Genomic DNA, 22,017 nt, shown 5'->3' with positions numbered 1-22,017 from the left:
CAATATAAAAGGAGACAATCATGCCCAAGGCAATCCCCATTGCCATAGTCGCCGCCGAGACCGGCAATGCGACGCCCGTTATATCGTCTGCGCGCGTGAGCCGCAGGCACTTCCTTCAAGGTTCCGTCGTGCTGACCGGTTTGCTCGTGGCCGGCACGCCGATCGCCCTGCTTGCGCCAAGCCGCGCCTGGGCGGTGGAACTTAGCCATATCGATCAGAACCAGGCCGACGCCATCATGGTGCTCGCGCGTACGCTCTACCCGCACAAGTCGCTGCCGGATGCGGTCTACGCGCTCGTGGCCAAGGACGTGGATGCAAAGGCCACCGACCCGAAGACCATCGATGTCATCAAGACCGGCGTGGCGAAACTGAACGATGCCGCGTCCGGTAAATGGAACGACACCGCAAGCCTCTCGGACGCTCAGCGAACCGCTATTGTGGAAGCCAACCAGACCGATCCGTTCGTCCTGCTCGTACGCGGCCAGTGCGTCACCTCGCTCTATAACAACGAGATGGCGTTTGCCCATTTCGGCTACGAAGGTGAAGCGTTCAGCAAGGGCGGCTACGTGTATCGCGGCTTCAACGACCTGACCTGGCTACCCAACCCGCCCGCCGACGCAAGTCCGCCGGTCGCGTAATAGTCGGGATAGTGGCGCACATCTGATACTGCCGAGGAGGCAAGCATGGCTAAGTTCGACTACAACGACGACTCCGTTGTCGTGATCGTCGGTTCGGGCGCGGGTGGCGGGACGCTCGCAAACGAGTTATGTCAGAAAGGCGTGAAAGTGGTGGTGCTTGAGGCGGGCAAGCGCCAGTCGTCGGCCACTTTCATCAACGACGAATGGAAGTCGTTCGGGCAACTCGCCTGGACCGATAAACGCACGACGTCAGGCAACTGGCGCGTGGCCAAGGACTTCCCGGAACTGCCCGCGTGGATCTGCAAGACCGTGGGCGGCACGACCACGCACTGGGCGGGCGCATCGCTGCGGTTTCATGAGCACGAGTTCAAGGCGCGTACGACCTATGGTTCCATCGATCAGGCGAACCTGCTCGACTGGCCGATCACGCTTGCGGATCTTGAGCCTTACTACGCTCGCGCCGAAGACAAGATGGGCGTCACGCGCACAAACGGTGTTCCGGGTCTGCCGGGCAACAACAACTTCAAGATCTTCTACGACGGAGCAACGAAGGTCGGCTACAAGAATTGCAGCACCGGTCACATGGCGATCAACAGCCGGCCGCGCGCCGGACGTGGCCGTTGCATGCAACTCGGTTTCTGTTTCCAGGGCTGCAAGTCAGGTGCGAAATGGTCGACGCTCTATACCGAGATTCCCGCAGGCGAAGCCACAGGCAGGCTCGAGTTGCGGCCGGAATCGCATGTGATGCGCATCGAAACGAACCCGGCCGGCAAGGCCAGCGGCGTGGTCTACCTGGATGCCGACGGCAAACAGCAGCGTCAGCGCGCACGCGTGGTCTGCGTCGCGGGAAACTCGATAGAAACGCCGCGCCTGTTATTGCTCTCGGAATCATCGAAGCATCCTGACGGCCTCGCGAACAGCTCGGGCCAGGTCGGACGCAATTACATGCGGCATACCACCGGCTCGGTGTTCGGCGTGTTCAAGGAACCCGTGCATTTTTATCGCGGCACGGTGATGGCCGGCATCGTCACGGACGAAGCCGAGTTCAATCCGAAGCGCGGTTTTGCGGGCGGCTATGAAATGGAGACCATCTCGCTCGGCTTGCCGTTCGCCGCCGCGTTCCTGGATCCGGGCGCGTGGGGATCGGACTTTACCTACTATATGGATAACTACGTAAATACCGCCGGCATGTGGATTGTCGGCGAGGACATGCCGCGTGAGACCAACCGCGTCACGCTAAATCACGACGTGAAGGATCAGGTCGGGTTGCCGGTTGCGAACGTCCATTATGACGATCATCCAAATGACATCGCCATGCGCGATCATGCGTTCAAGCAAGGCGAGGCCATCTACGCGGCAGCCGGGGCCGTGAAGACGTTGCGCACGCCGCCCTACCCGTCCACGCACAATCTGGGTACTTGCCGGATGAGCGCGAAAGCGAGTGACGGCGTCTGCAACAAGCACGGCCAGACCTTCGATGTGCCGAACCTGTTCATCTCAGACGGCAGTCAGTTCACGACCAGCGCGGCCGAAAATCCGACGCTGACGATCGTGACGCTGGCGATCCGGCAATCGGATTACATCGCGGACCAGATGAAACGGCGTAGCATTTAGAGGTTTAGAAACGCAGCCGCAGGAGCCGCCGCCCGGCGGTTCCTTCTTCATTGTGAGGAGCTGTCCATGTGCAGGATCTACGCGCAAACCGATCCGATTCTCTATGAATGCCGCGCGCGCTCGGTGCGCATCAGCGGCGTGACAACAACCATCCGGCTGGAAAACCTGTTCTGGCAGACCCTGTCCGAACTCGCCGCCGACAACGACATGACGACCAACCAACTCATCGCGAAGTTGCATGAAGAGATCACACAGCATTTGGGCGAGACGACGAATTTTGCGTCGTTTCTGCGCGTCACCTGTCTTCGATATCAAGGGCTGAGGGCGAACGCATCGATGGATTTTCGCAGCCACGTGGCAGCGGCGACGACTGACAAGGTGGCGGGCTGACACATGACAAAACCGATGACCGGACGAGCATGGGCGAAATGGTCTTGCGGGGTACTACTCGCGGCAGTTGGTTTGCCGGCGCAGGCGGCCCCGGACGCTGCGGCCGCCTTGTCGATCGTGCAGAAGAATAACTGTCTCTCCTGTCATGCCGTGGATTCGCAGGTCGTCGGGCCGGCGTATCGAGAGATCGCGAAGAAGTATCACGGGGACTCTACGGCGCCCGACAAGCTGTTCGCCAAGGTCCGCAATGGCGGGGCATTCGTGTGGGGTGAAGTCCCCATGCCGGCTAACCCAAATATCAGCGACGCTGACTTGCATACCGTCATCGCGTGGATTCTCGCCGGCGCGCCCGACAAATAGTCCGCTGCATCAGGTTCGAGCGCGCTGCCTTTGCATGCAGCGCGCGATATTCCTCGCCTGTCTAGGTAAAACCCCTGATTTCGCGCGACCTCCTCACGCACTAATCTCGCGTCACCGTTAAACAGAACGTCGTTCTATTAGACAGAACGACGTCAAAACGCGAGACGCCCACAGGAGGGTTCAATGGCAAGCGTGCCAATCGATGCGACACACGGGTCGCCCAATTCAAGCACCGGCGTGGGCGACACAACGTTCGGCGTCAATGCGCGCATCGACCGGTTGCCGGCGACGCGTTCCGTCTGGATGCTGGTGTTCCTGCTGTCCATCGGCGGCTGGTTCGAGTTTTACGACCTGTTTTTCACCGCCTACGTGGGCCCCGGCCTCGTCAAGAGCGGCCTCTATTCCACGACAACGGCGTCCTTCTTCGGCGTCTCGGGACTCGGCGCATTCGTGGCGGCGTCGTTTGCTGGCCTGTTCATCGGTACGTTCTTCCTTGCCGGCCTCGCCGATAAATACGGCCGTCGCACCGTCTTCACCGTCTCGCTGCTCTGGTATTCGGCGGCAACACTGATCATGGCGCTGCAGACCACCGCGCCCGCAATCAACCTGTGGCGGCTGATTGCAGGCATTGGCGTAGGCGTGGAGCTGGTTACTATCGATACCTACGTGAGCGAGCTCGTCCCCAAACATCTGCGCGGCCGCGCGTTTGCGTTCGTGCACCTGGTTCAATATTCGGCGGTGCCCTCGGTCGCGTTTCTCGCGTGGTGGCTCGTGCCGCAAAAGCCCTTCGGTCTGGATGGGTGGCGCTGGGTGGTGATCATCGGCGCACTGGGCGCGATCGTGGTCTGGGCGATCCGCCGGCGCGTGCCTGAAAGTCCCCGTTGGCTCGCGCAACAGGGCCGCGCGGCGGAAGCGGAGACTGTACTTCGAGCGATTGAGGCGAAGGTCGCCGCGCAGTACGGACGCGCTTTGCCGACGCCAGTCGCAACCGTCGAACCGGCGACAACGAAAGCCGCTTTCCGCGAAATCTGGCAGCCGCCGTATCGCAAGCGCGCGATCACCATGCTCGTCTTCAATTTCTTCCAGGCGATCGGGTTCTATGGCTTCGCGTCCTGGGTGCCGACGCTGCTCGTCTCCAAGGGAGTCACGATCACGCACAGCTTGCTGTACTCGTTTGTCATCGCGATCTCGAATCCGTTTGGACCGTTGATCGGCATGGCGATTGCGGATCGGATCGAACGGAAGACGCTGATTGTGTTGTCGGCGTTTGGCATCGTGGTGTTCGGCAGCTTGTTCGCCACCCAGACATCGCCGGTCATGCTGATGATCCTCGGCGTGCTGATCACGCTTTGCGGCACGTTGCTTTCCGTCGGGTATCACGCGTATCAAACCGAGCTATTCCCCACGCGTCTGCGTGCCCGGGCAGTCGGCTTCGTCTATTCCATCTCGCGTCTTTCGGCGATGTTTTCCGGCTTCATGATCGCATTCGCCCTGCGCCACTTCGAAGTGACCGGCGTGTTCGCTTTGATCAGCGTATCGATGGTGATGGTGATGGGTGCGATCGGCATCTTTGGCCCGCGTACCAACAACCGCAATCTCGATGAGATTTCGCAATGAACATGAGGTTTTGACATGACGCTTCCGCTCACTGGCGTACGGGTGCTGGATTTATCGAATGTATTGGCCGGGCCGTTCTGCGCGTATCAACTAGCGTTGCTCGGCGCTGAAGTGATCAAGGTCGAACATCCGGAAGGCGGCGATCTGGCGAGGCGCCTGGGCGCCGATAAAGACGCGTCGGCGCGCGACATGGGTACGTCGTTCGTCGCCGTCAATGCGGGCAAACAGTCGATCACGCTGAACCTGAAAGATGCGCGCGGCAAGGAGATATTGCGTTCGCTCGTGAAGACAGCGGACGTGCTCGTGGAGAACTTCCGCCCCGGCGTGATGACGCGCCTGGATCTGGGTTACGAGGCTTTAAGCGAGATCAATCCAAAGCTCGTCTATTGTGCTATCTCTGGATTTGGTAAGGATGGCGAATTTTCCAAGCGGCCGGCGTACGACCAGATCATCCAGGGCATTTCCGGCGTGATGAGCGTGACAGGCGATGCCGACAGCGCGCCTCTACGCGTGGGATATCCGGTCTCGGACACGGTCGGCGGCCTGACCGCGGCGTTCGGCATTTGCGCCGCGTTGGTGGATGCCCGCGCGAACGGTCGAGGCCGTATGCTCGATGTATCGATGCTCGAAGCCACGCTCTCGACCATGGGCTGGGTCGTGTCGAACTACCTGAACGCCGGCGTCACGCCTGCGCCGATGGGCAACGAGAACTTCACCGCCGCGCCCTCAGGCACGTTTAAAACGGGCGATGGTTTGCTGAACATCGCGGCGAATGAAACGAAGCAGTTCGTGAGTTTGTGCCGCTTGATCGGGCGGCCCGATCTGCCCGATGACCCACGCTTTTCCGAGCGCAACACACGCAAGGTGAATCGCGCCGCGTTGAAGGTGGAGATTGAAGCAGCCTTGGCGACGGACAGCGCGATGAACTGGGATGCGAAATTCACCGAGGCCGGCGTGCCGGCTGGACGCGTGATGTCGGTGCCGGAAATCCTCGCGCATCCTCATCTGGTATCGCGTGAATTCGTGCACGAGTTCAACAGCGACGACGCCACGACGCGGCAACGCGTTACCCGCGCAGGCTTCCGTTTCTCCGATGCCGACACCGCACCCTCCGCGCCTGCGCCAACCTTGTCCGCCAACACGCGCGAGCATCTTTCAACGCTCGGTTTCGACGACACACAGATCGACGCACTGCGCGCCGAAGGAGTGATCTGACCATGACGCAAACTTTTGACGCCGCCACGCTCGCTGCGGATTACTGGAGCACGTCGATCATCGATATCCATCCGGGATCGATCAATGTCCGCGGCTATCCGATTCAGGAGCTGATCGGCGCGGTCAGCTTCCCGCAGATGATCTGGCTGATGCTGCGTGGCGAACTGCCGGATAAAGCGCAGGCGGCTTTGTTTGAAGCGGCGCTCGTGGCGTCGGTGGATCATGGTCCGCACGCGCCGTCCATCGCCATCTCGCGCATGGCGACGAGTTGCGGCTTGCCGCTCAATGGCGCGATGGCGTCGGCGATCAATGCGCTCGACGATGTCCACGGCGGCGCGGGCCAGCAAGCGGTCGAGCTATACGATTCGATCGTCGCGCTCGAAGACGCGGGCGCCACGTTGAGCGATGCCGTGGCGCAAGGCGTGGATGCGTTCATCGAAACGAGGGGTAAATATCTGCCGGGCTTCGGGCATCGCTTTCATCCCATCGATCCGCGTGCGGTCAAGCTGCTCGCGTTAGTCGATGCCAGCGTCGAACAAGGCGCGATCAGCGGACGATACGCGGCGGTTGCGCGCGGTATTGAAGCGTTGCTGAAACAGCGGAAAAACAAGCCCGTGCCGATGAATATCGACGGCGCAACGGCTGTGATCTACGCGGAACTCGGCTTCGCGCCGGAGTTGGCGCGCGGGGTGTTTTGCTTATCGCGTGCGGTCGGAATCCTGTCGCACGCGTGGGAACAGCGCGGGCGCAACGAGCGCAACAAAGGTCCGATGCCGCGTCAGATGGCCTACAAATATACCGGCGAGCCCGAGCGTCATTTACCCTGAACTTCAGCAGTGTGGCGTTGCGCGTTGCGCAACGCGCGCGCGTCGCCGCCGAGTGCGTCGGTTGCACGCGCGGCGCAGTCAAACAGCGCGCCAAGGTTGCGCGCAACGAACGCCTGATCGATCCGTGAGCTCGGTCCCGCGAGCGTCAACACGCCGCGCAAGGTCTGGCGCACGCCGAAGACGGGCATCGAAACGCCCGCTGTCTCGCGATCACGTTCGCCCATGGAGACGCAGTAAAAGTCGTCACGAATGCGCTGGAACACTTCGCCTTCAGCGCCGCCGAACGCAAGCAACGCCAAACCTCCCGAACCGCTTTCCAGCGGCAGCACATCGCCTTCGCGCACGTGATAACGCACCGCATGCGTCGAATCCACACGATGCAAACACACGCGCACTGCTTCGTCACGCACATAGAACGACACGCTTTCGCCGCTGATTTCGGCGAGCTCTCGCATCAGCGGGACAAGGATATCGCCGAGATTCAAACTGCGTTGATACAACGCGCCGAGCATGAACGTGGCCGCGCCGAGCTGGTAGCGGCCATCGTCGAGACGCAGCAGCAAGCGGTGCTGGATCAGCGCGCCTGCTAAGCGAAGCAGCGTGCTTTTGTAGAGCCCGGTGCGCGCTGCAAGCTCGGCGAGTGTAAGCGACCCATCGTCGGGCCTGAACGCGAACAGGATCGCGCAAGCACGGTCGATGACGGCAACGCCTTCGCTCTCTTTCGGGCCGGCTTTGATCTCGGGCGTTTGCATGGTTAAGTGACGTGAGTGAAGCGTCTTGTCGTGTGTTTGTATCGAAGGGGAATTTTACGCGATGCCGGACGCGTCTCATACCGTTCATATAAGAGGCGGGAGGCCCCCTTGTCTGCGGAACCGGCTTCGAAGAATCTCGACAGTACAGCGATCAAGGGAAGGCAAGTGACAAATTCGCGGGTGCGCGGCGGGGCAGATTGTTAGTTGCTTTTTTGAATCAGCGTGGCGTGCGGAGCGCTGAAATACGTGGCAGCATTTATATGTCGAACGTCATTCACCAATCTCGTGGAGAACGCGCATGGACAATCGGAAGCTCGTGGCACATACGCCAGCACTTGCTATTGCCTATACCGAGTCCGGACCGGCCGACGGGCCGCCGGTCATGCTAATCCACGGCTGGCCCGATGCCGCGCAAGCCTGGGCGCCGGTGGCGGAACGCATCGCCGCAGCAGGTTTTCGAGTGATAGTTCCCGACTTGCGCGGCACCGGCGACACGCGTTTTCTATCGGCCGACACGGTGCGCGACGGTTCCGGCGTTGCGCTCGCGCAAGATGCGATCGATCTCGCCGATGTCCTGGGAGTCGATCGTTTCGATGTCGTTGGCCACGACTGGGGCGCACGCGCGGCTTACACGCTGGCGGCGTTGTTCCCCGGGCGCATTGGACGTATCGTCGGCCTCGCACTGGCGTTCCAGCCGAACGGCGCGTTCGAATTGCCCCACTTCTCGCAAGCGCGGAAGTTTTGGTATCAATGGTTCATGGCGCTCGATGCCGCGCCTGCAGCGGTCGCGGCCGATCCCAAGGGTTTCGCGCGCTTGCAATGGGACACATGGTCCCCTCCCGGCTGGTTCGACGACGAAGAATTCGCTCGCACCGCCGCGGCCTTCGATAACCCCGACTGGGTGCCCATCACGCTCAACGGTTACCGGCGGCGCTGGCGTCAGGGCGAAGCTTCCGATCCGGCGTATGCATCGCTGCGAGAGAAACTGGCGAGCATCGACCAGCTTTCGACACCCACGCTGATGATCCAGGGCGGCGCCGATTTCTGCGACGAACCGGCCTCATCGGAAGGGATGGACGGGCATTTCACGGGCGGGTATCGGCGGGTGGTGTTGGAGGGTGTGGGGCACTTTCCGCCTCGCGAAGCACCCGACGCGGTGGCGGAACTCGTGATCGCGCATCTGCGCGGCGACTAAGCGCTGATGTATTGCTCCGTGGAGAGCATGGTTGCATAGGCGAAGTCAAGCGCTGCCATGAAGGCTGCATGCACGTGGGCGGCCGGAACCTTGACGCCGTTGAACTCCATATCGAGCGTCGCAACGGCATCATGGATGACCGTCGCCTTGTAACCGAAGTCGACCGATGCCCGCGTAATCGCGTCCACGCACATGTGGCTCATTGCTCCGGCGATAACCACTTCTTCGATGCCGTTGGTATCCAGAATTTTCTTGAGGTCGGTGTCACGAAAGGCATTGATTTGATGCTTCAAGACGACGTGTTCCCCTTCGTTATTGATCACTGGCGCAGCGATCGCGGCACCTTCGGAGCCTGCAACGAAAAACGCCGCGTCGCTCTTCGGTGACTCATGGCGAACGTGCACGACGAGATGCCCGGCAGCACGTGCTGATTGAAGAAGGCGCGCCGCATTGGCGGCAGCGGCTTCGATGCCCGTCAATGTCCATTTGCCGCCTGGGAAATAATCGTTCTGCAGGTCTACGATGATAAGTGCACGCTTGGTCATATTCATCTCCTGGTATTGACGAAAAATCAGATCGTTCTGTGAGACTCAAGAGTAAGCTTTCGCGATCGTTCGGCGAATTGGCAGGACTGACAAAAAACGAGGTAAAACTGACAATGACAAAGAAACTTGCGCCTGTGGAGATCGCGTTGCTGATTTACCCGGGCAGCCAGCTTGCTGCCGTGCATGGTCTGACAGACCTGTTCCACATTGCCGAGCGCTTGTTTCAGCGGTCAAAGCAAGGGTCGAAAAGTGCCGGGCAACCCATGCTCAAGGTAAGCCACATTCAGTTCGACGCTGGCAGCTCTTCCCCGCCGTGGACAGAAAGCGCGCCTGATTTCGTGATTATCCCGCCCTCGCTCAATGGACTGCCTAGCGGCGATGCTTTCGTCCCAATCGTGCAATGGCTGGAAGACTGCCATGCGAGAGGCGCGGTGCTGGCTTCGGTTTGTGTCGGGACCTTTCTCCTCGCTCAGACCGGACTGCTCGCGAAGCGCTCAGCGACAACGCATTGGTCGCAGGCGCCACTCCTTGCTGAGCGTTTCCCGGACATCCACGTCGATGCAGACAAACTCCTGATCGACGATGGCGACATCCTTACCGCTGGGGGCTTAATGGCGTGGCCCGATTTAGGGCTCAGGATAGTCGACCGCCTGCTCGGTTCTGCTGCGATGGTGGAGACCGCCCGTTTTCTTTTGGTCGATCCCCCGGGACGAGAGCAACGTTACTACAGCGCCTTCTCCCCGAAGCTTAATCACGGCGACAAATCGATTCTCGACGTGCAGCACTGGTTGCAGAAGGATGACGCCGACCACCCCACAATTGCCTCGATGGCTCAACGAGCCGGTTTAGAGGAAAGGACATTTCTTCGTCGATTTCAGAAGGCGACCGGTCTTCGCCCGACAGAGTATTGCCAGCATCTTCGGGTGGGTAAAGCACGTGACATGCTCGAGACGAGCCAGCAATCATTTGACCAGGTTGCATGGAAGGTCGGTTATGAGGATGCCGGATCATTTCGAAAGATCTTCATACGGCTCACCGGACTATCTCCAGGCGATTACAGAAAACGCTTTCGAACGCAAAGCGAAGGTGTCTAGCTATTCTTCTTGGCGCAGCAGATCGCTGACGGGTCTTATGGTGTTGCACGCTCACAATTTCGCGTAACAGAGTGGTCGAATCGATCGCGGATGCACAGAGCGAAACATTTCATCTCTTTGTTGACGCGACAGTTGAAAACGATTATCGGTCGGAAGCTGAGAGGAAGGGACTGCATTACCGACCGAAGCCTTTTCACGAAGCGAGTGAGCTATGTTCCGCTTTGCCCGGATCAAACATGCGGCTGGCGTTCAATGGGTTTGTCCCGTCATCCTGATGGTGGCGAGTTTGCTGGTTTGCGGGGAATCCAGCGCCACTGAGGGGGGATTGGGTCGGCCAGTTGCCGGAACCGGCGTTTTGCCTGACGCCGGCGTCGTTTCACCCGAGCCCTTCACCGCTGTCAGTCTTAGCGAGATCTATCTCGACGGTTCGATCGGAGCGAGCAGAGAAGTCCCCATCGCAGGTAAAACGTCATTGGGTATTGACGGCGAAGTGGCGTTTACCCTCGCGACGCTGATGAAGGTATGGGATACCCACACGGGCGCGTGGAATTTTGCCTCCAGCATCACGCTGCCGTACGTCTGGACCAAGGTTAACGCGTCCCTCGGCGTAGGCGCACGGCAAGCGAGCACATCCGACAGAGCCTCGAATCTGTTTGATCTCTACTTCACGCCTATCATCGCCGGGTACCACATCACCAAGGTCGATCATGTCGCGTTCAGCTTCAATATCTGGGCGCCGACGGGTCAATACGATCCGAACGCGCTCGCCAACCCCAGCCTGAACAACTGGACCTTCATTCCGCAAGTTGCATACACGCGGATTTTTCCGGAATGGGGCTTCGAGATCGACGCCGTGCTGGGTGTGCAGTTCTACACCAGGAATACGGCGACTGATTATCAGAATGCGCCCTTGCTGACCTTCGACGTCATGGCGCTCAAGCACCTGCCGCACGGCATTAGTGCCGGTTTGATTATCGGCACTGTGCAGCAATTGGGGAACGACACGGGTCCGACCGCCGATAAGCTAAACGGATTCAGAGGCCACGATCTGGCCATAGGCCCGATCGTGACGTACGACACCAAATTGAATGGCAAGACACCGCTCTCGCTCAGCGCGCGTTGGGTGCCGACCGTCAGCAGCCAGAACCGGCTGTCGAGCACGCGCACGTTCATGGTCAACGCAGCCATTGCGTTTTAAGGTCCACCGTTTGCCTCTGGCGTGCCTGTCACCTGTTCACGCTTTCGTCCATAGCTTGTTCGATAATCGATAACCCCCGGTCGATTTCAGCCTCGGCAATGGTAAGCGGCGGAGCAAGCCGAAAGACATCTCCGAGTCCCGGCAGCTGGACGATATTCATGTGCAAGCCGAGTTCAAGGCAGCGACGCGTGATTGCAGCCGACAGGCCCGGCGCCGCCGTTTTCGTTGCCCGATCGCCCACGATTTCGATCCCGATCATCAACCCGCGCCCACGCACATCACCAATACATTCGAAGCGGCGTTGAAGCGTCTCCAGGCCGTCGCGCAAACGCGTGCCCAATTTAGCTGCGCGTTCGACCAAGCCATCCCGCTCTATGATCTCGACGACTTTGAGGCCGACTGCGGCGGGCATCGGATCAGACACGTGCGTCGTATAAAACAGGAACCCGCGTTCGTATGCCTGGTTCTCGATTTCCTGTGTGGTCAGCACGGCAGCCAGTGGAAGTCCCGCGCCAAGCGTTTTGGACAAGGTCAGGATGTCGGGCACTACGCCGTCGTGCTCGCACGCGAACATGGTTCCGGTTCTGCCCATGCCGGTTTGGGCTTCGTCCACGATCAACAACATCCCACGCTCGACGCACTTCTCCTTTAGCGCGCGCATGTAGCCTTTCGGCAGTTCAATCAGGCCGCCCGAACTCAGGATTGGTTCTGCGATAAACGCCGCGAGGCTGCCGCTCGACTGCCGGTCGATCAGGTCGAATGCATAGTCGAGTTCAGCCGCCCAATCATAGGCACCGTTGCGCTCGAATCGCGGCCGGTATGGATAGGGCGCCGGAATGGCAAAGGACCCGACGGCGGCCGGACCATATCCTTTGCGCCCGGCGCTGTAAGTGGCCGAAGCGGCGCCGCCGGTCATGCCGTGCCACGATTGAGCAAAGCTCACGATCTCGTGGCGACCAGTGACGAGCTTCGCCATCTTGATCGCTGCTTCGTTGGCTTCGCCGCCGGTGCTGAGCAGCAACGAACGTTCGAGGCCTGCAGGCGCGATGCCGGCGAGGCGCGTCGCCAGGTCGACTACAGGGCGCGACAGCATCCCGCTGAAAAGGTGCGTGAGATTGCGTGCGCTCTCGGCGATGACGTCGGCAATCTCCGGATGAGAGTGACCAAGGATGGCGCTCATCTGCCCCGACGTGAAGTCGAGTATTGCGCGGCCCGTTGAATCATAGACATGGCTGCCGCTGGCACGCTCGATAATGACAGGCGAGAATGTACCGCCGTAACGAATCAGGTGCCGCTGAGCGTTTGACCAAAAATCCCGATCGGTTTGTGCTGACATGACTGTGTCCAGAGTAGAGGGCGGGTGTGCTGAAGGTCAATGTAAGCGAACTAAACTGGCGGGTGGAAATGAAAAGTTGTCATGCCTGCCATTCGAGGAGCTGATGCCATCATGTTGCAGCTGGATTTCGATTTGCTCAGGACGTTCGTGGCAATAGCCGATGCCGGATCGCTCACGCGCGCGGCGGCGGAAGTCGGCCGTACGCAATCCGCAATCAGCATGCAGTTGAAGCGGATTGAAGAGATCGTCGATGGCGCGGTGCTGGTGCGTACCGCGCGCGGAGTGGAACTGACATCGCGCGGAGATCGACTCTTGTCGCATGCCCGCAGGCTGGTGCGAGCGCACGACGAAGCGCTCGTCGACGTAACCGGCCGCGGCCTCACCGGTTCGATCCGGCTCGGATGCCCCGAGGACTACTGCACGGAGTTCCTGCCGGTCGTGCTACGTGCAATAGCGGCGCAGCATCCGCGGGTTGCGCTGGAAGTCGTATGTGCGCCTACGCCCTTGCTCGAGAAAATGCTCGATGCACGTCGCCTGGATGTGGCATTGATATCGCTCGCCCCGGAGGGGAACTCGGAGCGCGTGATTCGCTGGGAGGATCTGGTGTGGATCGCATCGCACGACTTTTATCCACCCAGCGATGGACCTTTGCAAATAGCCTTGTCGGTGCCTGAAACGCTCGACCATCAAGCTGCGCGACGCGCGCTCGACAGTGCCAATATCAGCTACCGCGTGGCTTACGAGAGCGTCAGCAAGGACGGGCTGCTGGCAATCGTGAGGGCGGGCATAGCAGTCGCCGTGCTAACGAGAAGCGCGGTCCCTGCGGATTTGCGGATCATGCCCGTAGGAGAGATGCTCCCGCCGCTTCCGCATGTTGGCATTGCTGTCGTCTCGTACTCGGGTATGGTCGACTCGCTTCTTGCGGAGAGCGTGAAGGACGTCATGACCCGCACCTTGAGGACGATGTCGCCACTTTTGTCCTGACGTATTCCCACGGGCTTCATGCTTGCGCGAGCTGCTCAAGCCACCTGCGAACGCGTCGGGCGCACAGCTATAATCGTGCTCAAACGTGGCCAGGGAAGTTTTATCCGTGAAAAAAATTGCTGTTTGCGCGCTCGCTGCGCTTGTACTTACTGCTTGCTCGTCTCCCGAAAAGGAGGCGGCGCAAGCCCAGAGATTCGTCCATAACGAAGCCAACCTTGCCGACGCTCAACGCAATGCCGCAGTCGATTGCGACGCGGCGAACTGCGACGCTGCATGGGCGCTTACAAAACGTTATATCGAGCAATACTCCGATACGTCCGTGACGCGCGCGGACGCGGTCGCCATCGACACCGACGTGCCCTCCGGTTCGGGCAAGGCCAGCTTTTCGGCGACCCGCGCGGCGAAAGGTACGGGCGCAACGCTAACCCTCTTTGCGCAATGCCGCGGTATGTATGGGCCAGACAACGCGAAAGGTTCGGACTACGACAAGTGTGCCGATAAAATCCTCAAAGCACAGAATGGATATGTGACGTTCCTCAGGTCACACGCGTCTGCTCAGTAAAGCGGGTTGCGGGTTCGTCAAGGCAAACACTTGCCGGGCTTGTCCGTAAGATCAGACCTTCTCGCAGATGGCCTGGATGAGCGCCGCGCGCCCCTCGCTCAGATTGCGGCGAAGGTTTATTCCCGCCTGAGCGAACTCGGGACCCATGATGGTCCCGAGGGCAAGCAAAGGCGGCGTCGAAGACCGCGCCCGCTCGGCCTCCCGCTCCAGGAACCAGGTGACCCCGGCTTCCGTGCAGTCGGTCCAGGACACGATCCGCAATCCCTGGCTCTCGAGAACAGTGCGCATCTCTGCTGCTGTCACAAGGAAACTCGTTTCCGGCCCGCGCGCCCAAGGCACGGGGTAATGCAGGGGGCCTTCAGAAGCGGCGAGCACATCGAAGATGGCGAAGTGACCGCCGCGACGCAACACGCGAAACGTTTCACCGTACAGCGCAGCCCGATCAGCAATATTCATGGCGACGTGCTGCGTCCATGCGACGTCGAACGCGTCATCGGAGAAGGGTAAAGAGAGAGCGTTCCCGTGCTGGTAGACGACTTTGTCTTCGAGGCCTGAACGCTCGGCCAGGAAGTTGGCCGCATCGACGAACGACTGACTCAGGTCGATGCCCTGCACCGTGCAGCCGAAGGTTTCGGCCAAATAGCGGGACGGTCCGCCCAGCCCGGAGCCGATATCGACAACACGGGTCGCCTCGGTGATTTGCAGGGCCTTCGCCAGTTCCATGGTTGCCGCCAAGCCCCGCGAATGGAACTGGTCAAGTTGAGCAAGATCTCTGCTTGAGAGCCGCTTCTCGGCGAGCCCGCTTTTCGCTAAGGCCGCCTGGAGGTGCTCGACCAGGCTCGGCCGCTCATAGTGTTGGTTGATGTCATCTGCTTCGTCCATTTTCCTGCTCCATCGTGATTTGCGCGCGGGCGCGGGCCCAGCCCGGCAAACGGGCGGAACACCTTGTTTCAACGTATTGGCGATAACCGATCAGGCAGCGCGCATTTCCGAACAGGCGATCCATCGTCAGCGCAATCTGATCGAACGCTGCGTCAACGAGATTAAACACCTCAAACGGATCGCCATGTGCTTCGGCAAACTCGCCGCCAACTCCACCCCAGCGGCGCCCCGATGCTCAGGATCTACGAGTTCAGATCCATGCTGACGCCCTTGGCGTCAAACGTTCACTGGTTCTGGATCAGCCGGCCAAGTGGGGCAAGCGGGCCGACCGGAAGCAGTTCGTAGCTCATGAGTCCGTCAGCCACTAGCGGCAGCGCGTCCAGCGTCGCCTTGGCTTGCTCGACCGACTCTACATTCATCAGAAAGATCGGACCGGCCTTTTCACGAAACCAGAACTGCTCGACCTTGCCCTCGAGATAGAGCTTGAGTGTGGCCGGAACTTCGTTTGGCATGTGCTGCTGGAGCTTCTCGGGTGTGAGGGTCGAATTAGCGGATGCGATGGCAAAAACTTTCATGTGTGATCTCCTTGGTCAACTTCATTGCGATGTGCAACGGGGATCACTGTAGTCTTCGAACCCGAAAAGCTGTATCGTCGCAAATGCCAACTTTGAGGTCATTTACGCCATGCGAATTTCCATACTCGCCCTGGAAGGATTGTTCGATACAGGCCTCACTGTCCTGCTCGATGCGTTCTCGCTAGCCAATAAATTCTCGGCTGGACAAATGGGCGGGACACCTCGTTTCGATGTGCAGATCGTGGGCATGCGCAAGCGGGTCCGGACTGCACAAGGACTGACCATACCCGTGCAAGCCGTAACGGCATGCGTGAAGCCGGAATGGGTGATCGTCCCCGCATTGAGTACCGGGACGCCGGAGCAGCTGGTCCCAGCCCTCGGACGACCGGACGTGATCCAGGCCAAGGCGCAATTGCTGAAATGGCATGCTGAAGGCGCGCTTATCGCCGCGTCCTGTATCGGGACATTCCTGGTGGCTGAAACCGGACTTCTCGATCATCGGGAGGCGACTACGACCTGGTGGCTCGGTCCGTTGTTTCGGCAACGCTATCCGCACGTTTTGCTCGATGAATCGCGCATGCTCGTACCCACTGAAGTGGGCGTGACGGCGGGCGCAGCGATGGGGCATCTCGATCTCGCCCTCTGGCTGATACGCAGGGCCAGCCCTGAACTGGCGGCTCTTGTCTCACGCTACCTGCTCGCCGACATACGCTCCTCGCAAGCTGTCTACATCATTCCCAATCATCTGGCGCAGGCCGATCCGCTCATTCAGCGCTTCGAACAATGGGCGCGTGACCATCTCAAGTCCGGGTTCTCGCTGCAGGAGGCCGCGAGTGCGCTGGCGACGAGCGCGCGCTCACTGCAACGCCGTTGCCAGGAGGTGCTCGGCAAGTCACCGCTTGCCTATTTCCAGGACCTGCGCGTTGAACGTGCGCAGTCCCTTCTTCACGGCAGCGGCCTTGACGTTGAAGCCATCGCAGCAGAGGTCGGTTACGTCGATGGAGCGACGCTGCGAACGCTCTTGCGCCAGCGCCTGGGCAAAGGCGTGCGCGATCTTCGCGCCGACCTGCGCTGACGGCTTGCGTGGTTAAAAGCAGTTAGCAGACGATAGTCGAACGCCTGCAATGGCCGCACACCTGCCGGCCGACACCGCGGCGAAGGCGCCATACACAGCGGGTGTACAGTCACGAAGCGAGCTCGCGGTTACCTCTGCCCCGAGCCATTATCGGAGTCGCTTGCTCATGCAAAATTCCAGTGTGTCCGTAAGGTCAGTCGCGTTGCCGCCAAGTTCACGCGTAACGCGCATGTACGCGCATCCGAATCTCGCGGACGCCTACACCATCCGCTTGCCGGACAACGCTACGACCGATCCCGAACTATTAGCCCGATTCATGTTTTCGCATCAACCGGCATGGGTTGGAAAGCTCCTGGGAATACGCGACGCGCTCGTGGCCGGATTTGGCCTCAAGACATCGAAGGGCCTGGAGGAATCCGCACGCGCGGAGCTTGACAAGCACGTCTCCATTTTCAGGATCTACGAGCGCGCCGTCGATGAAATCGTCCTCGGCGAGGACGACAAGCATCTCGACTTCAGGGTGTCGGTGTTCCAGGAGACGAGAACGGGTGTCGCAGACGGCGGGCGTTACCTGACGGTATCGACTGTCGTGCGATGCCACAACCTTTTGGGGCGTACGTACATCCTGTTGATCACGCCTTTCCATGAAATGGTGGTTCGATCAAGCATGCGCCGCGCTGCGCGCATCGGCTGGCCTGTTCGCTCCTGATATTCCGTATTGCCCTTCAAACGAATATTTCGGCAGTTTCGCGAAGTCGGTATCCGCCGCGTTGCGTGTGGTTTTACTTGTTTGCGATCCAACCCTCGCAAGTGATCTCGCCGACGTGAAAAAGCTGACGCACGTCAGCAGTTCGGAGTACTGCGAGCGGCCGCACTAGAAGCCAACCTGCGCGAAGGTCGTTTCTTGCGTCACACCAATGCGAGAGAAACCGCGCCGGTTCTCGACCGCCCTCAAGACGCTCGGTTGAAAGTACGCACCGTCGGTCGTCATCGCATGTCGTCGAAATCAAAAAAAGCCCAACCTATAGTTGGGCTAAATCCATCGGGATCGGAGCAACCCCGCTGGAGGAGGTGCTGTTCGTTGATTCAAAAATGGCTGATTAAATGAATAAGCGCACAGGATCGCTGCGCGCTCATCAGCCCTCTTCGAACTGCCTTCAATACCGCCAGGATTACTGCGCGGCACTGGCAATGCCACCGGCTAACGTTGCCTGGTCGACGAGTTGCGACGAGTTGATTAGTGGCCGAAGTAGATCGACTTTGCGTTGTCGTTCAGCGCAGGGCTCACGACTGCACGCGCACCCGATACCGACGTGCCATCGCTCACACCGCCGAAGCCGGTAGCAGCGCCATTTTGCGCAGAAACACGTGCTTCTGCAGCTTGGATATCAGCCGGGTAATTCGGGTCATCACGGCCGGGCTGATAGCCCGCCTTTTCAAGCTGGACCAGTTGGGCTCTCACTTCGGCGCGGGTAACAGGCGCATTCGATTGAGCGAAAGACGACACAGCCGGGATAGCAAGGGCTGCGGCAACAATAAGTGATTGAACGAGTTTCATGACCTACCTCCGAATCTTGATTTTCTTCGCGAACAACCCTGTTCGCGTTTCAGTGATTCAAGTGTAGGTAAATGCACGCTTAAGATTAAGAGCAGACCACGCAAGTGATTATTGTCAATTTAGGTGTTAACCCTTGACTTTTAAGGGAGCGTTAATAACGTCAACATACAAATAGCTGACAGTCACCGTGCAGCTCTTTTGTGCGCACCACCGCGAATGGGGCCGGCGCGCTCTTCAATCGCGCGCCGTAGGGGTTCGCGCAGACCAAGGAAAAACGCCAACTCAGCCACAATGAATAGCGGCCCGATCGCCAGCCCGATTACATCGTCCACGAAGGCGGGCTTGCTGCCTTCAAAATAGTGGCCGATGAATTGAATCACCCAGCCGACAAAAAACAGACCCAGGCCCCAAGCGAGCCACGGCCCGGTTGTTTGCATCGCGAGGAGCTTCCCCGCCCACACGCTCAGCCCGAGCAGAAGAGTCATCAGGATACCGAATCGTAGATCAAGCCGAACATAAAACACGGCTACCGCTGCGGCCAGCAGCATTGCCGGCGACACACTCAGCGTCCCCGTCACGCTGATCGCCGGACGCGCCGATAACGTGGCGACCGCAACCACGATCAACGGGATGCCAACGAGGTGCGAAGCAATGTTGCGCGAGTCGCGGTGATACACCGCGTACTGTCCAAGCTGGTCAACCAGCGATTTCATGGCGATACCCTCCGATTCGTGGCCAACGGCATTCTCGTGCAATCGGTTGCGTCAGCATTGTGACCGCTATACACGGCTGAAAACACAAGGTTGGATTTGAACATTGGCTCGACCGAGTTACCCCTGCGCCCGCTGCTTTTCTGTTAAAGCGGCTGGTCATCTCGATGCCACATCCGGATTGACGCCGCTTTGCGGAAAGATCCGGATGACCCAATCGACAAAAGCCTTGATCGCCGCGCCCGCATTTCTACCGTTCGGATAAACAATCGAAATAGGCACGGGCGCACTTCTCGCGCTGGCCAGCACCTCTTTCAGCCGCCCGGTTTGAAGGTACGGCGACGCGACAAACTCCGACAGCTGGATCAGTCCCAACCCTTCAAGTCCGCATTGTAGATACGCTTCTGTTTCGTTGACGGCAAAGCGGCTTTGCATAGTCATGGTGACGTTTTCACCATCGACATTAAAGCGCCAGTCAAGCGGCCGGCCCGTGGCGTTCGATATGTAATTGACCGCGCGATGAACACTCAGCGCTTGAACGCTATCCGGTTCTCCGTATTCCTTGAGATATCGCGGCGCCGCGCAGGTCAGCCAGCTCAGGTGACCCAGCCTGCGTGCGGTCAACGTGGAATCCGTCAGCTCGCCGGTGCGGATCACGCAATCGATGCCATCGTAAATCAGGTCGACAGGACGATCGCTGAGAACCAGCGTCAGTTCAATACCGGGAAAAAGCTGCTCGAACTCCCGTAGCCGCGGCAGCACGATTGCGCGGCCTAATACACCGGGCATACCCGCCCGTATCCGCCCATGCGGAGCGGTTGCGTCCGCCACCAGACCGGTCTCGGCCCGGGCGATGTCCGACAGGATTGCGCGGCATGACGCGTAATAACGTTCGCCGGCATCGGTGAGGCTGAGCGTCCGGGTGCTTCGCCGAAGCAATGTTGCACCCAGATGCCGCTCAAGATTCTTGATCAGCGTTGTTACCGATGACCGGGGCATTGACAGAGTCTGCGCTGCCTTGCTGAAGCTCTGCGTTTCGACGACCCGCGCAAAGGTTGTCATCGCTTGAAGTTTGTCCATGAACGGGGCACGTGTCCGGTTCGTATTTCGCCATCTGCAGGCATGTCAGAAGGGGTGTTCGTCCTGCGTTGATCTCCGGCTTCTCCCGCCGGAAACGTTCGATGCACACGCGTTCTCATTTCCGTGACGGCGAACAATGCCACGCATCCCGACCTCTAGACTTCCGAGTGTCCGGCTGATCTCCCCTTGACGCACTGCGGAGTGTCGAGCCGGTGATCACGGGTCGCGCAAGCACGCGCTTCCGATAACTTTTCTCAAGCAAAAAGGGTACTCGTATGCTGCATGCCAATTCTATTCTTGTGCTGGGTGCCGGCGAACTCGGCATGGCCATGTTGCGCAGTCTCGCGCGCCGCGTTACGCCGGCGTCGGGTATTTCTATTGCGGCTCTGCTGCGTCCGTCGACGATCGATTCGCATGATCCCGTCAAGCAGAAGGACATTGCCGAGCTGCGTTCGCTTGGCATCGAACTGCTTCCGGGCGATCTCGCGGAGCAATCGGAAGAATCGCTGGCCGCAGTTTTTGGCCGCTTCCATACGGTGATCTCGTGCACAGGATTCGTGGGTGGCAGCGGCGTTCAGCGCAAACTTGCCCGCGCCGTGCTGAAGGCGGAAGTGAAGCGATATTTTCCGTGGCAATTCGGCGTCGACTACGATGTCATCGGCCGGGGAAGTCCGCAAGATCTGTTCGATGAGCAGCTCGACGTGCGCGAGCTGCTGCGCTCGCAGGATCGGACGGAATGGGTGATCGTATCGACCGGCATGTTTACCAGCTTTCTCTTCGAACCATCGTTCGGCGTGGTCGACCTCGACCGAAACACCGTGAACGCATTGGGAAGCTGGGACAACGGCGTGACCGTGACAACGGCTGACGACATCGGCGCGCTGACCACCGAGATTGTGTTCGCGGAACCCCGCATCGTCGATCAGATCGTGTACGTAGCCGGCGACACCGTTACTTACCGTCAACTCGCTGACGCAGTCGATGATCTGCTGAACCTGAACGTGGATCGCACTGCCTGGAGCGTGCCGGACTTGAAACGCGAACTGGCCGACGATCCGGACGATTCGATCAAGAAGTATCGTGCGGTCTTCGCCGAAGGAAAAGGCGTGGCGTGGGACAAGTCGCAGACGTTCAATGCCCAACGTCGCATCTCGGCTTGTGGGCTCGAAGACTGGATGCGCGCCAATCTTTTGGCAAGCGATAGCGCCGCGCTAACGGATGTCGGCCACTCATAACGTGCTCGGACACTCAACATGTAAACCGCCCGATCGAACTCGGGTAGCGCGTCGACAGCAACACCGCGCGCTACCCGATCAGCGCCTGCCTTCTACGCCTCCACCGTCCGCGCACTCAGGATGCGCGACAGATTCACTTCAATCCAGTCCGCCAGCGACGTGACCTGCCGCGCGACTTCCTCCCCCAGCGGCGTCAGCCGATAGTCCACATGCGGCGGCACTTCGTCATACGCGGTGCGGATCACGAAACCATCGGCCGCCAGCCATTGCAGGGTCTGCGCGAGCATTTTTTCGCTCACGCCATCCACCTTGCGGCGCAGATCGCTGAAACGGCAGGTCTGCTCCAGCAGCACCATCAACACGAGAACCCCCCACCGGCTGGTGACATGCTTGAGCACTTCCCGCGACGGGCAGTCCGCCGACAGCAATTCACCGCGACGCACCAGATCCGACAACGGCACACCGTCGCCGGAAAAATCAACATGCGAGTCCATCGATACTTACCTCCGCGTACGTACTTACGAAAAGTTAGTTTATCCGATACGGTACGGTTTCCGTCGCATTTATCCCAGGAG

General features: G+C 59.6%; 24 protein-coding genes and 1 pseudogene. 16 read left to right on the top strand and 9 right to left on the bottom strand.

Annotation, left to right across the window (positions count from 1 at the left end):
* The first annotated feature begins 20 nt into the window (after window positions 1–20).
* From ACSOSP_RS24195 to ACSOSP_RS24165, 7 genes are all read left to right on the top strand, one after another.
* On the top strand, window positions 21–638 hold the full coding sequence (locus ACSOSP_RS24195) for a twin-arginine translocation signal domain-containing protein (protein WP_455313433.1): 618 nt from the start codon (window positions 21–23) through the stop codon (window positions 636–638).
* Window positions 639–683: 45 nt separating this feature from the next.
* On the top strand, window positions 684–2,252 hold the full coding sequence (locus tag ACSOSP_RS24190) for a GMC family oxidoreductase (protein ID WP_455313432.1): 1,569 nt from the start codon (window positions 684–686) through the stop codon (window positions 2,250–2,252).
* 66 nt (window positions 2,253–2,318) lie between these two features.
* Window positions 2,319–2,642, top strand: coding sequence for a ribbon-helix-helix domain-containing protein (locus ACSOSP_RS24185; RefSeq protein ID WP_031360302.1), 324 nt, complete (start codon window positions 2,319–2,321; stop codon window positions 2,640–2,642).
* Between the two features lie 3 nt (window positions 2,643–2,645).
* On the top strand, window positions 2,646–3,002 hold the full coding sequence (locus ACSOSP_RS24180) for a c-type cytochrome (protein WP_455313431.1): 357 nt from the start codon (window positions 2,646–2,648) through the stop codon (window positions 3,000–3,002).
* 183 nt (window positions 3,003–3,185) lie between these two features.
* On the top strand, window positions 3,186–4,619 hold the full coding sequence (locus tag ACSOSP_RS24175) for an MFS transporter (RefSeq protein ID WP_455313430.1): 1,434 nt from the start codon (window positions 3,186–3,188) through the stop codon (window positions 4,617–4,619).
* Window positions 4,620–4,634: 15 nt separating this feature from the next.
* The gene (locus tag ACSOSP_RS24170) at window positions 4,635–5,834 is read left to right on the top strand and encodes a CaiB/BaiF CoA transferase family protein (protein WP_455313429.1); all 1,200 of its coding nucleotides are present in this window, start codon (window positions 4,635–4,637) and stop codon (window positions 5,832–5,834) included.
* 2 nt (window positions 5,835–5,836) lie between these two features.
* Entirely contained in the window at window positions 5,837–6,661 is an 825-nt protein-coding gene (locus ACSOSP_RS24165; RefSeq protein WP_455313428.1) for a citryl-CoA lyase, read from the top strand.
* Here the strand turns inward: ACSOSP_RS24165 and ACSOSP_RS24160 are convergent.
* Window positions 6,649–7,413 carry an IclR family transcriptional regulator gene (locus tag ACSOSP_RS24160; RefSeq protein ID WP_455313427.1) on the bottom strand — a complete coding sequence of 255 codons (765 nt, stop codon included), beginning with the start codon at window positions 7,411–7,413 and terminating at the stop codon, window positions 6,649–6,651. The genes ACSOSP_RS24165 and ACSOSP_RS24160 overlap by 13 nt on opposite strands.
* 298 nt (window positions 7,414–7,711) lie before the next feature.
* Between ACSOSP_RS24160 and ACSOSP_RS24155 the strand changes: the two genes are divergently transcribed.
* On the top strand, window positions 7,712–8,608 hold the full coding sequence (locus ACSOSP_RS24155) for an alpha/beta fold hydrolase (protein ID WP_455313426.1): 897 nt from the start codon (window positions 7,712–7,714) through the stop codon (window positions 8,606–8,608).
* Here ACSOSP_RS24155 and ACSOSP_RS24150 read toward each other — a convergent pair.
* The gene (locus tag ACSOSP_RS24150; protein ID WP_455313425.1) at window positions 8,605–9,153 is read right to left on the bottom strand and encodes a cysteine hydrolase family protein; all 549 of its coding nucleotides are present in this window, start codon (window positions 9,151–9,153) and stop codon (window positions 8,605–8,607) included. The two genes, ACSOSP_RS24155 and ACSOSP_RS24150, sit on opposite strands and share 4 nt — an antisense overlap.
* 113 nt (window positions 9,154–9,266) lie before the next feature.
* Between ACSOSP_RS24150 and ACSOSP_RS24145 the strand changes: the two genes are divergently transcribed.
* Together ACSOSP_RS24145 and ACSOSP_RS24140 are read left to right on the top strand one after the other, a co-directional pair.
* On the top strand, window positions 9,267–10,247 hold the full coding sequence (locus tag ACSOSP_RS24145) for a GlxA family transcriptional regulator (protein WP_455313424.1): 981 nt from the start codon (window positions 9,267–9,269) through the stop codon (window positions 10,245–10,247).
* 274 nt (window positions 10,248–10,521) lie between these two features.
* On the top strand, window positions 10,522–11,445 hold the full coding sequence (locus ACSOSP_RS24140; protein WP_455313657.1) for a SphA family protein: 924 nt from the start codon (window positions 10,522–10,524) through the stop codon (window positions 11,443–11,445).
* A gap of 28 nt (window positions 11,446–11,473) precedes the next feature.
* On the opposite strand, the gene ACSOSP_RS24135 is transcribed toward ACSOSP_RS24140, so the two are convergent.
* Complete coding sequence (locus ACSOSP_RS24135; RefSeq protein ID WP_455313423.1) at window positions 11,474–12,781, bottom strand: aspartate aminotransferase family protein; 1,308 nt, start codon at window positions 12,779–12,781, stop codon at window positions 11,474–11,476.
* Window positions 12,782–12,892: 111 nt separating this feature from the next.
* Between ACSOSP_RS24135 and ACSOSP_RS24130 the strand changes: the two genes are divergently transcribed.
* Together ACSOSP_RS24130 and ACSOSP_RS24125 are read left to right on the top strand one after the other, a co-directional pair.
* Window positions 12,893–13,765, top strand: coding sequence for a LysR family transcriptional regulator (locus ACSOSP_RS24130; RefSeq protein WP_455313422.1), 873 nt, complete (start codon window positions 12,893–12,895; stop codon window positions 13,763–13,765).
* A gap of 106 nt (window positions 13,766–13,871) precedes the next feature.
* Window positions 13,872–14,327: a hypothetical protein gene (locus ACSOSP_RS24125; protein ID WP_455313421.1), complete on the top strand. Its 456-nt coding sequence runs from the start codon at window positions 13,872–13,874 to the stop codon at window positions 14,325–14,327.
* A gap of 51 nt (window positions 14,328–14,378) precedes the next feature.
* Here the strand turns inward: ACSOSP_RS24125 and ACSOSP_RS24120 are convergent, their stop codons facing one another.
* Entirely contained in the window at window positions 14,379–15,209 is an 831-nt protein-coding gene (locus ACSOSP_RS24120; protein WP_455313420.1) for a methyltransferase domain-containing protein, read from the bottom strand.
* Between the two features lie 284 nt (window positions 15,210–15,493).
* The gene (locus ACSOSP_RS24115) at window positions 15,494–15,784 is read right to left on the bottom strand and encodes a hypothetical protein (RefSeq protein WP_455313419.1); all 291 of its coding nucleotides are present in this window, start codon (window positions 15,782–15,784) and stop codon (window positions 15,494–15,496) included.
* A 109-nt stretch (window positions 15,785–15,893) separates the two neighbouring features.
* On the opposite strand from ACSOSP_RS24115, the gene ACSOSP_RS24110 reads away from it, so the two are divergent.
* From ACSOSP_RS24110 to ACSOSP_RS24100, 3 genes and pseudogenes are all read left to right on the top strand, one after another.
* Window positions 15,894–16,859, top strand: coding sequence for a GlxA family transcriptional regulator (locus ACSOSP_RS24110; RefSeq protein ID WP_455313418.1), 966 nt, complete (start codon window positions 15,894–15,896; stop codon window positions 16,857–16,859).
* Between the two features lie 166 nt (window positions 16,860–17,025).
* The gene (locus tag ACSOSP_RS24105) at window positions 17,026–17,568 is read left to right on the top strand and encodes a DUF2867 domain-containing protein (RefSeq protein WP_455313417.1); all 543 of its coding nucleotides are present in this window, start codon (window positions 17,026–17,028) and stop codon (window positions 17,566–17,568) included.
* Between the two features lie 25 nt (window positions 17,569–17,593).
* Window positions 17,594–17,778, top strand: a pseudogene (locus ACSOSP_RS24100) (PLP-dependent aminotransferase family protein); the annotation flags it as partial.
* A 318-nt stretch (window positions 17,779–18,096) separates the two neighbouring features.
* Here the strand turns inward: ACSOSP_RS24100 and ACSOSP_RS24095 are convergent.
* From ACSOSP_RS24095 to ACSOSP_RS24085, 3 genes are all read right to left on the bottom strand, one after another.
* The gene (locus ACSOSP_RS24095) at window positions 18,097–18,417 is read right to left on the bottom strand and encodes a DUF4148 domain-containing protein (RefSeq protein WP_455313416.1); all 321 of its coding nucleotides are present in this window, start codon (window positions 18,415–18,417) and stop codon (window positions 18,097–18,099) included.
* Window positions 18,418–18,599: 182 nt separating this feature from the next.
* The gene (locus tag ACSOSP_RS24090; protein WP_455313415.1) at window positions 18,600–19,130 is read right to left on the bottom strand and encodes an Mpo1 family 2-hydroxy fatty acid dioxygenase; all 531 of its coding nucleotides are present in this window, start codon (window positions 19,128–19,130) and stop codon (window positions 18,600–18,602) included.
* Between the two features lie 156 nt (window positions 19,131–19,286).
* A complete protein-coding gene (locus tag ACSOSP_RS24085) occupies window positions 19,287–20,207 on the bottom strand; it encodes a LysR family transcriptional regulator (RefSeq protein ID WP_455313414.1) in 921 nt (306 codons plus the stop codon).
* A 275-nt stretch (window positions 20,208–20,482) separates the two neighbouring features.
* On the opposite strand from ACSOSP_RS24085, the gene ACSOSP_RS24080 reads away from it, so the two are divergent.
* A complete protein-coding gene (locus tag ACSOSP_RS24080) occupies window positions 20,483–21,442 on the top strand; it encodes an aromatic alcohol reductase (protein ID WP_455313413.1) in 960 nt (319 codons plus the stop codon).
* A gap of 92 nt (window positions 21,443–21,534) precedes the next feature.
* Here ACSOSP_RS24080 and ACSOSP_RS24075 read toward each other — a convergent pair whose 3' ends face one another.
* Window positions 21,535–21,936, bottom strand: coding sequence for a winged helix-turn-helix transcriptional regulator (locus ACSOSP_RS24075; protein ID WP_455313412.1), 402 nt, complete (start codon window positions 21,934–21,936; stop codon window positions 21,535–21,537).
* Window positions 21,937–22,017: the final 81 nt, after the last annotated feature.

It is taken from the genome of Caballeronia sp. KNU42, from assembly GCF_053760385.1.
The sequence above is the reverse complement of the archived record's forward strand: the minus strand, read 5'-3'. Positions and strand labels throughout refer to the sequence as shown.

Coding starts and splice junctions, on each gene's coding strand:
- ACSOSP_RS24195 (WP_455313433.1), top strand. CDS start 21: ATGCCCAAGGCAATCCCCATTGCCATAGTCGCCGCCGAGACCGGCAAT.
- ACSOSP_RS24190 (WP_455313432.1), top strand. CDS start 684: ATGGCTAAGTTCGACTACAACGACGACTCCGTTGTCGTGATCGTCGGT.
- ACSOSP_RS24185 (WP_031360302.1), top strand. CDS start 2,319: ATGTGCAGGATCTACGCGCAAACCGATCCGATTCTCTATGAATGCCGC.
- ACSOSP_RS24180 (WP_455313431.1), top strand. CDS start 2,646: ATGACAAAACCGATGACCGGACGAGCATGGGCGAAATGGTCTTGCGGG.
- ACSOSP_RS24175 (WP_455313430.1), top strand. CDS start 3,186: ATGGCAAGCGTGCCAATCGATGCGACACACGGGTCGCCCAATTCAAGC.
- ACSOSP_RS24170 (WP_455313429.1), top strand. CDS start 4,635: ATGACGCTTCCGCTCACTGGCGTACGGGTGCTGGATTTATCGAATGTA.
- ACSOSP_RS24165 (WP_455313428.1), top strand. CDS start 5,837: ATGACGCAAACTTTTGACGCCGCCACGCTCGCTGCGGATTACTGGAGC.
- ACSOSP_RS24160 (WP_455313427.1), bottom strand. CDS start 7,413: ATGCAAACGCCCGAGATCAAAGCCGGCCCGAAAGAGAGCGAAGGCGTT.
- ACSOSP_RS24155 (WP_455313426.1), top strand. CDS start 7,712: ATGGACAATCGGAAGCTCGTGGCACATACGCCAGCACTTGCTATTGCC.
- ACSOSP_RS24150 (WP_455313425.1), bottom strand. CDS start 9,153: ATGACCAAGCGTGCACTTATCATCGTAGACCTGCAGAACGATTATTTC.
- ACSOSP_RS24145 (WP_455313424.1), top strand. CDS start 9,267: ATGACAAAGAAACTTGCGCCTGTGGAGATCGCGTTGCTGATTTACCCG.
- ACSOSP_RS24140 (WP_455313657.1), top strand. CDS start 10,522: ATGGTGGCGAGTTTGCTGGTTTGCGGGGAATCCAGCGCCACTGAGGGG.
- ACSOSP_RS24135 (WP_455313423.1), bottom strand. CDS start 12,781: ATGTCAGCACAAACCGATCGGGATTTTTGGTCAAACGCTCAGCGGCAC.
- ACSOSP_RS24130 (WP_455313422.1), top strand. CDS start 12,893: ATGTTGCAGCTGGATTTCGATTTGCTCAGGACGTTCGTGGCAATAGCC.
- ACSOSP_RS24120 (WP_455313420.1), bottom strand. CDS start 15,209: ATGGACGAAGCAGATGACATCAACCAACACTATGAGCGGCCGAGCCTG.
- ACSOSP_RS24115 (WP_455313419.1), bottom strand. CDS start 15,784: ATGAAAGTTTTTGCCATCGCATCCGCTAATTCGACCCTCACACCCGAG.
- ACSOSP_RS24110 (WP_455313418.1), top strand. CDS start 15,894: ATGCGAATTTCCATACTCGCCCTGGAAGGATTGTTCGATACAGGCCTC.
- ACSOSP_RS24105 (WP_455313417.1), top strand. CDS start 17,026: ATGCAAAATTCCAGTGTGTCCGTAAGGTCAGTCGCGTTGCCGCCAAGT.
- ACSOSP_RS24095 (WP_455313416.1), bottom strand. CDS start 18,417: ATGAAACTCGTTCAATCACTTATTGTTGCCGCAGCCCTTGCTATCCCG.
- ACSOSP_RS24090 (WP_455313415.1), bottom strand. CDS start 19,130: ATGAAATCGCTGGTTGACCAGCTTGGACAGTACGCGGTGTATCACCGC.
- ACSOSP_RS24085 (WP_455313414.1), bottom strand. CDS start 20,207: ATGGACAAACTTCAAGCGATGACAACCTTTGCGCGGGTCGTCGAAACG.
- ACSOSP_RS24080 (WP_455313413.1), top strand. CDS start 20,483: ATGCTGCATGCCAATTCTATTCTTGTGCTGGGTGCCGGCGAACTCGGC.
- ACSOSP_RS24075 (WP_455313412.1), bottom strand. CDS start 21,936: ATGGACTCGCATGTTGATTTTTCCGGCGACGGTGTGCCGTTGTCGGAT.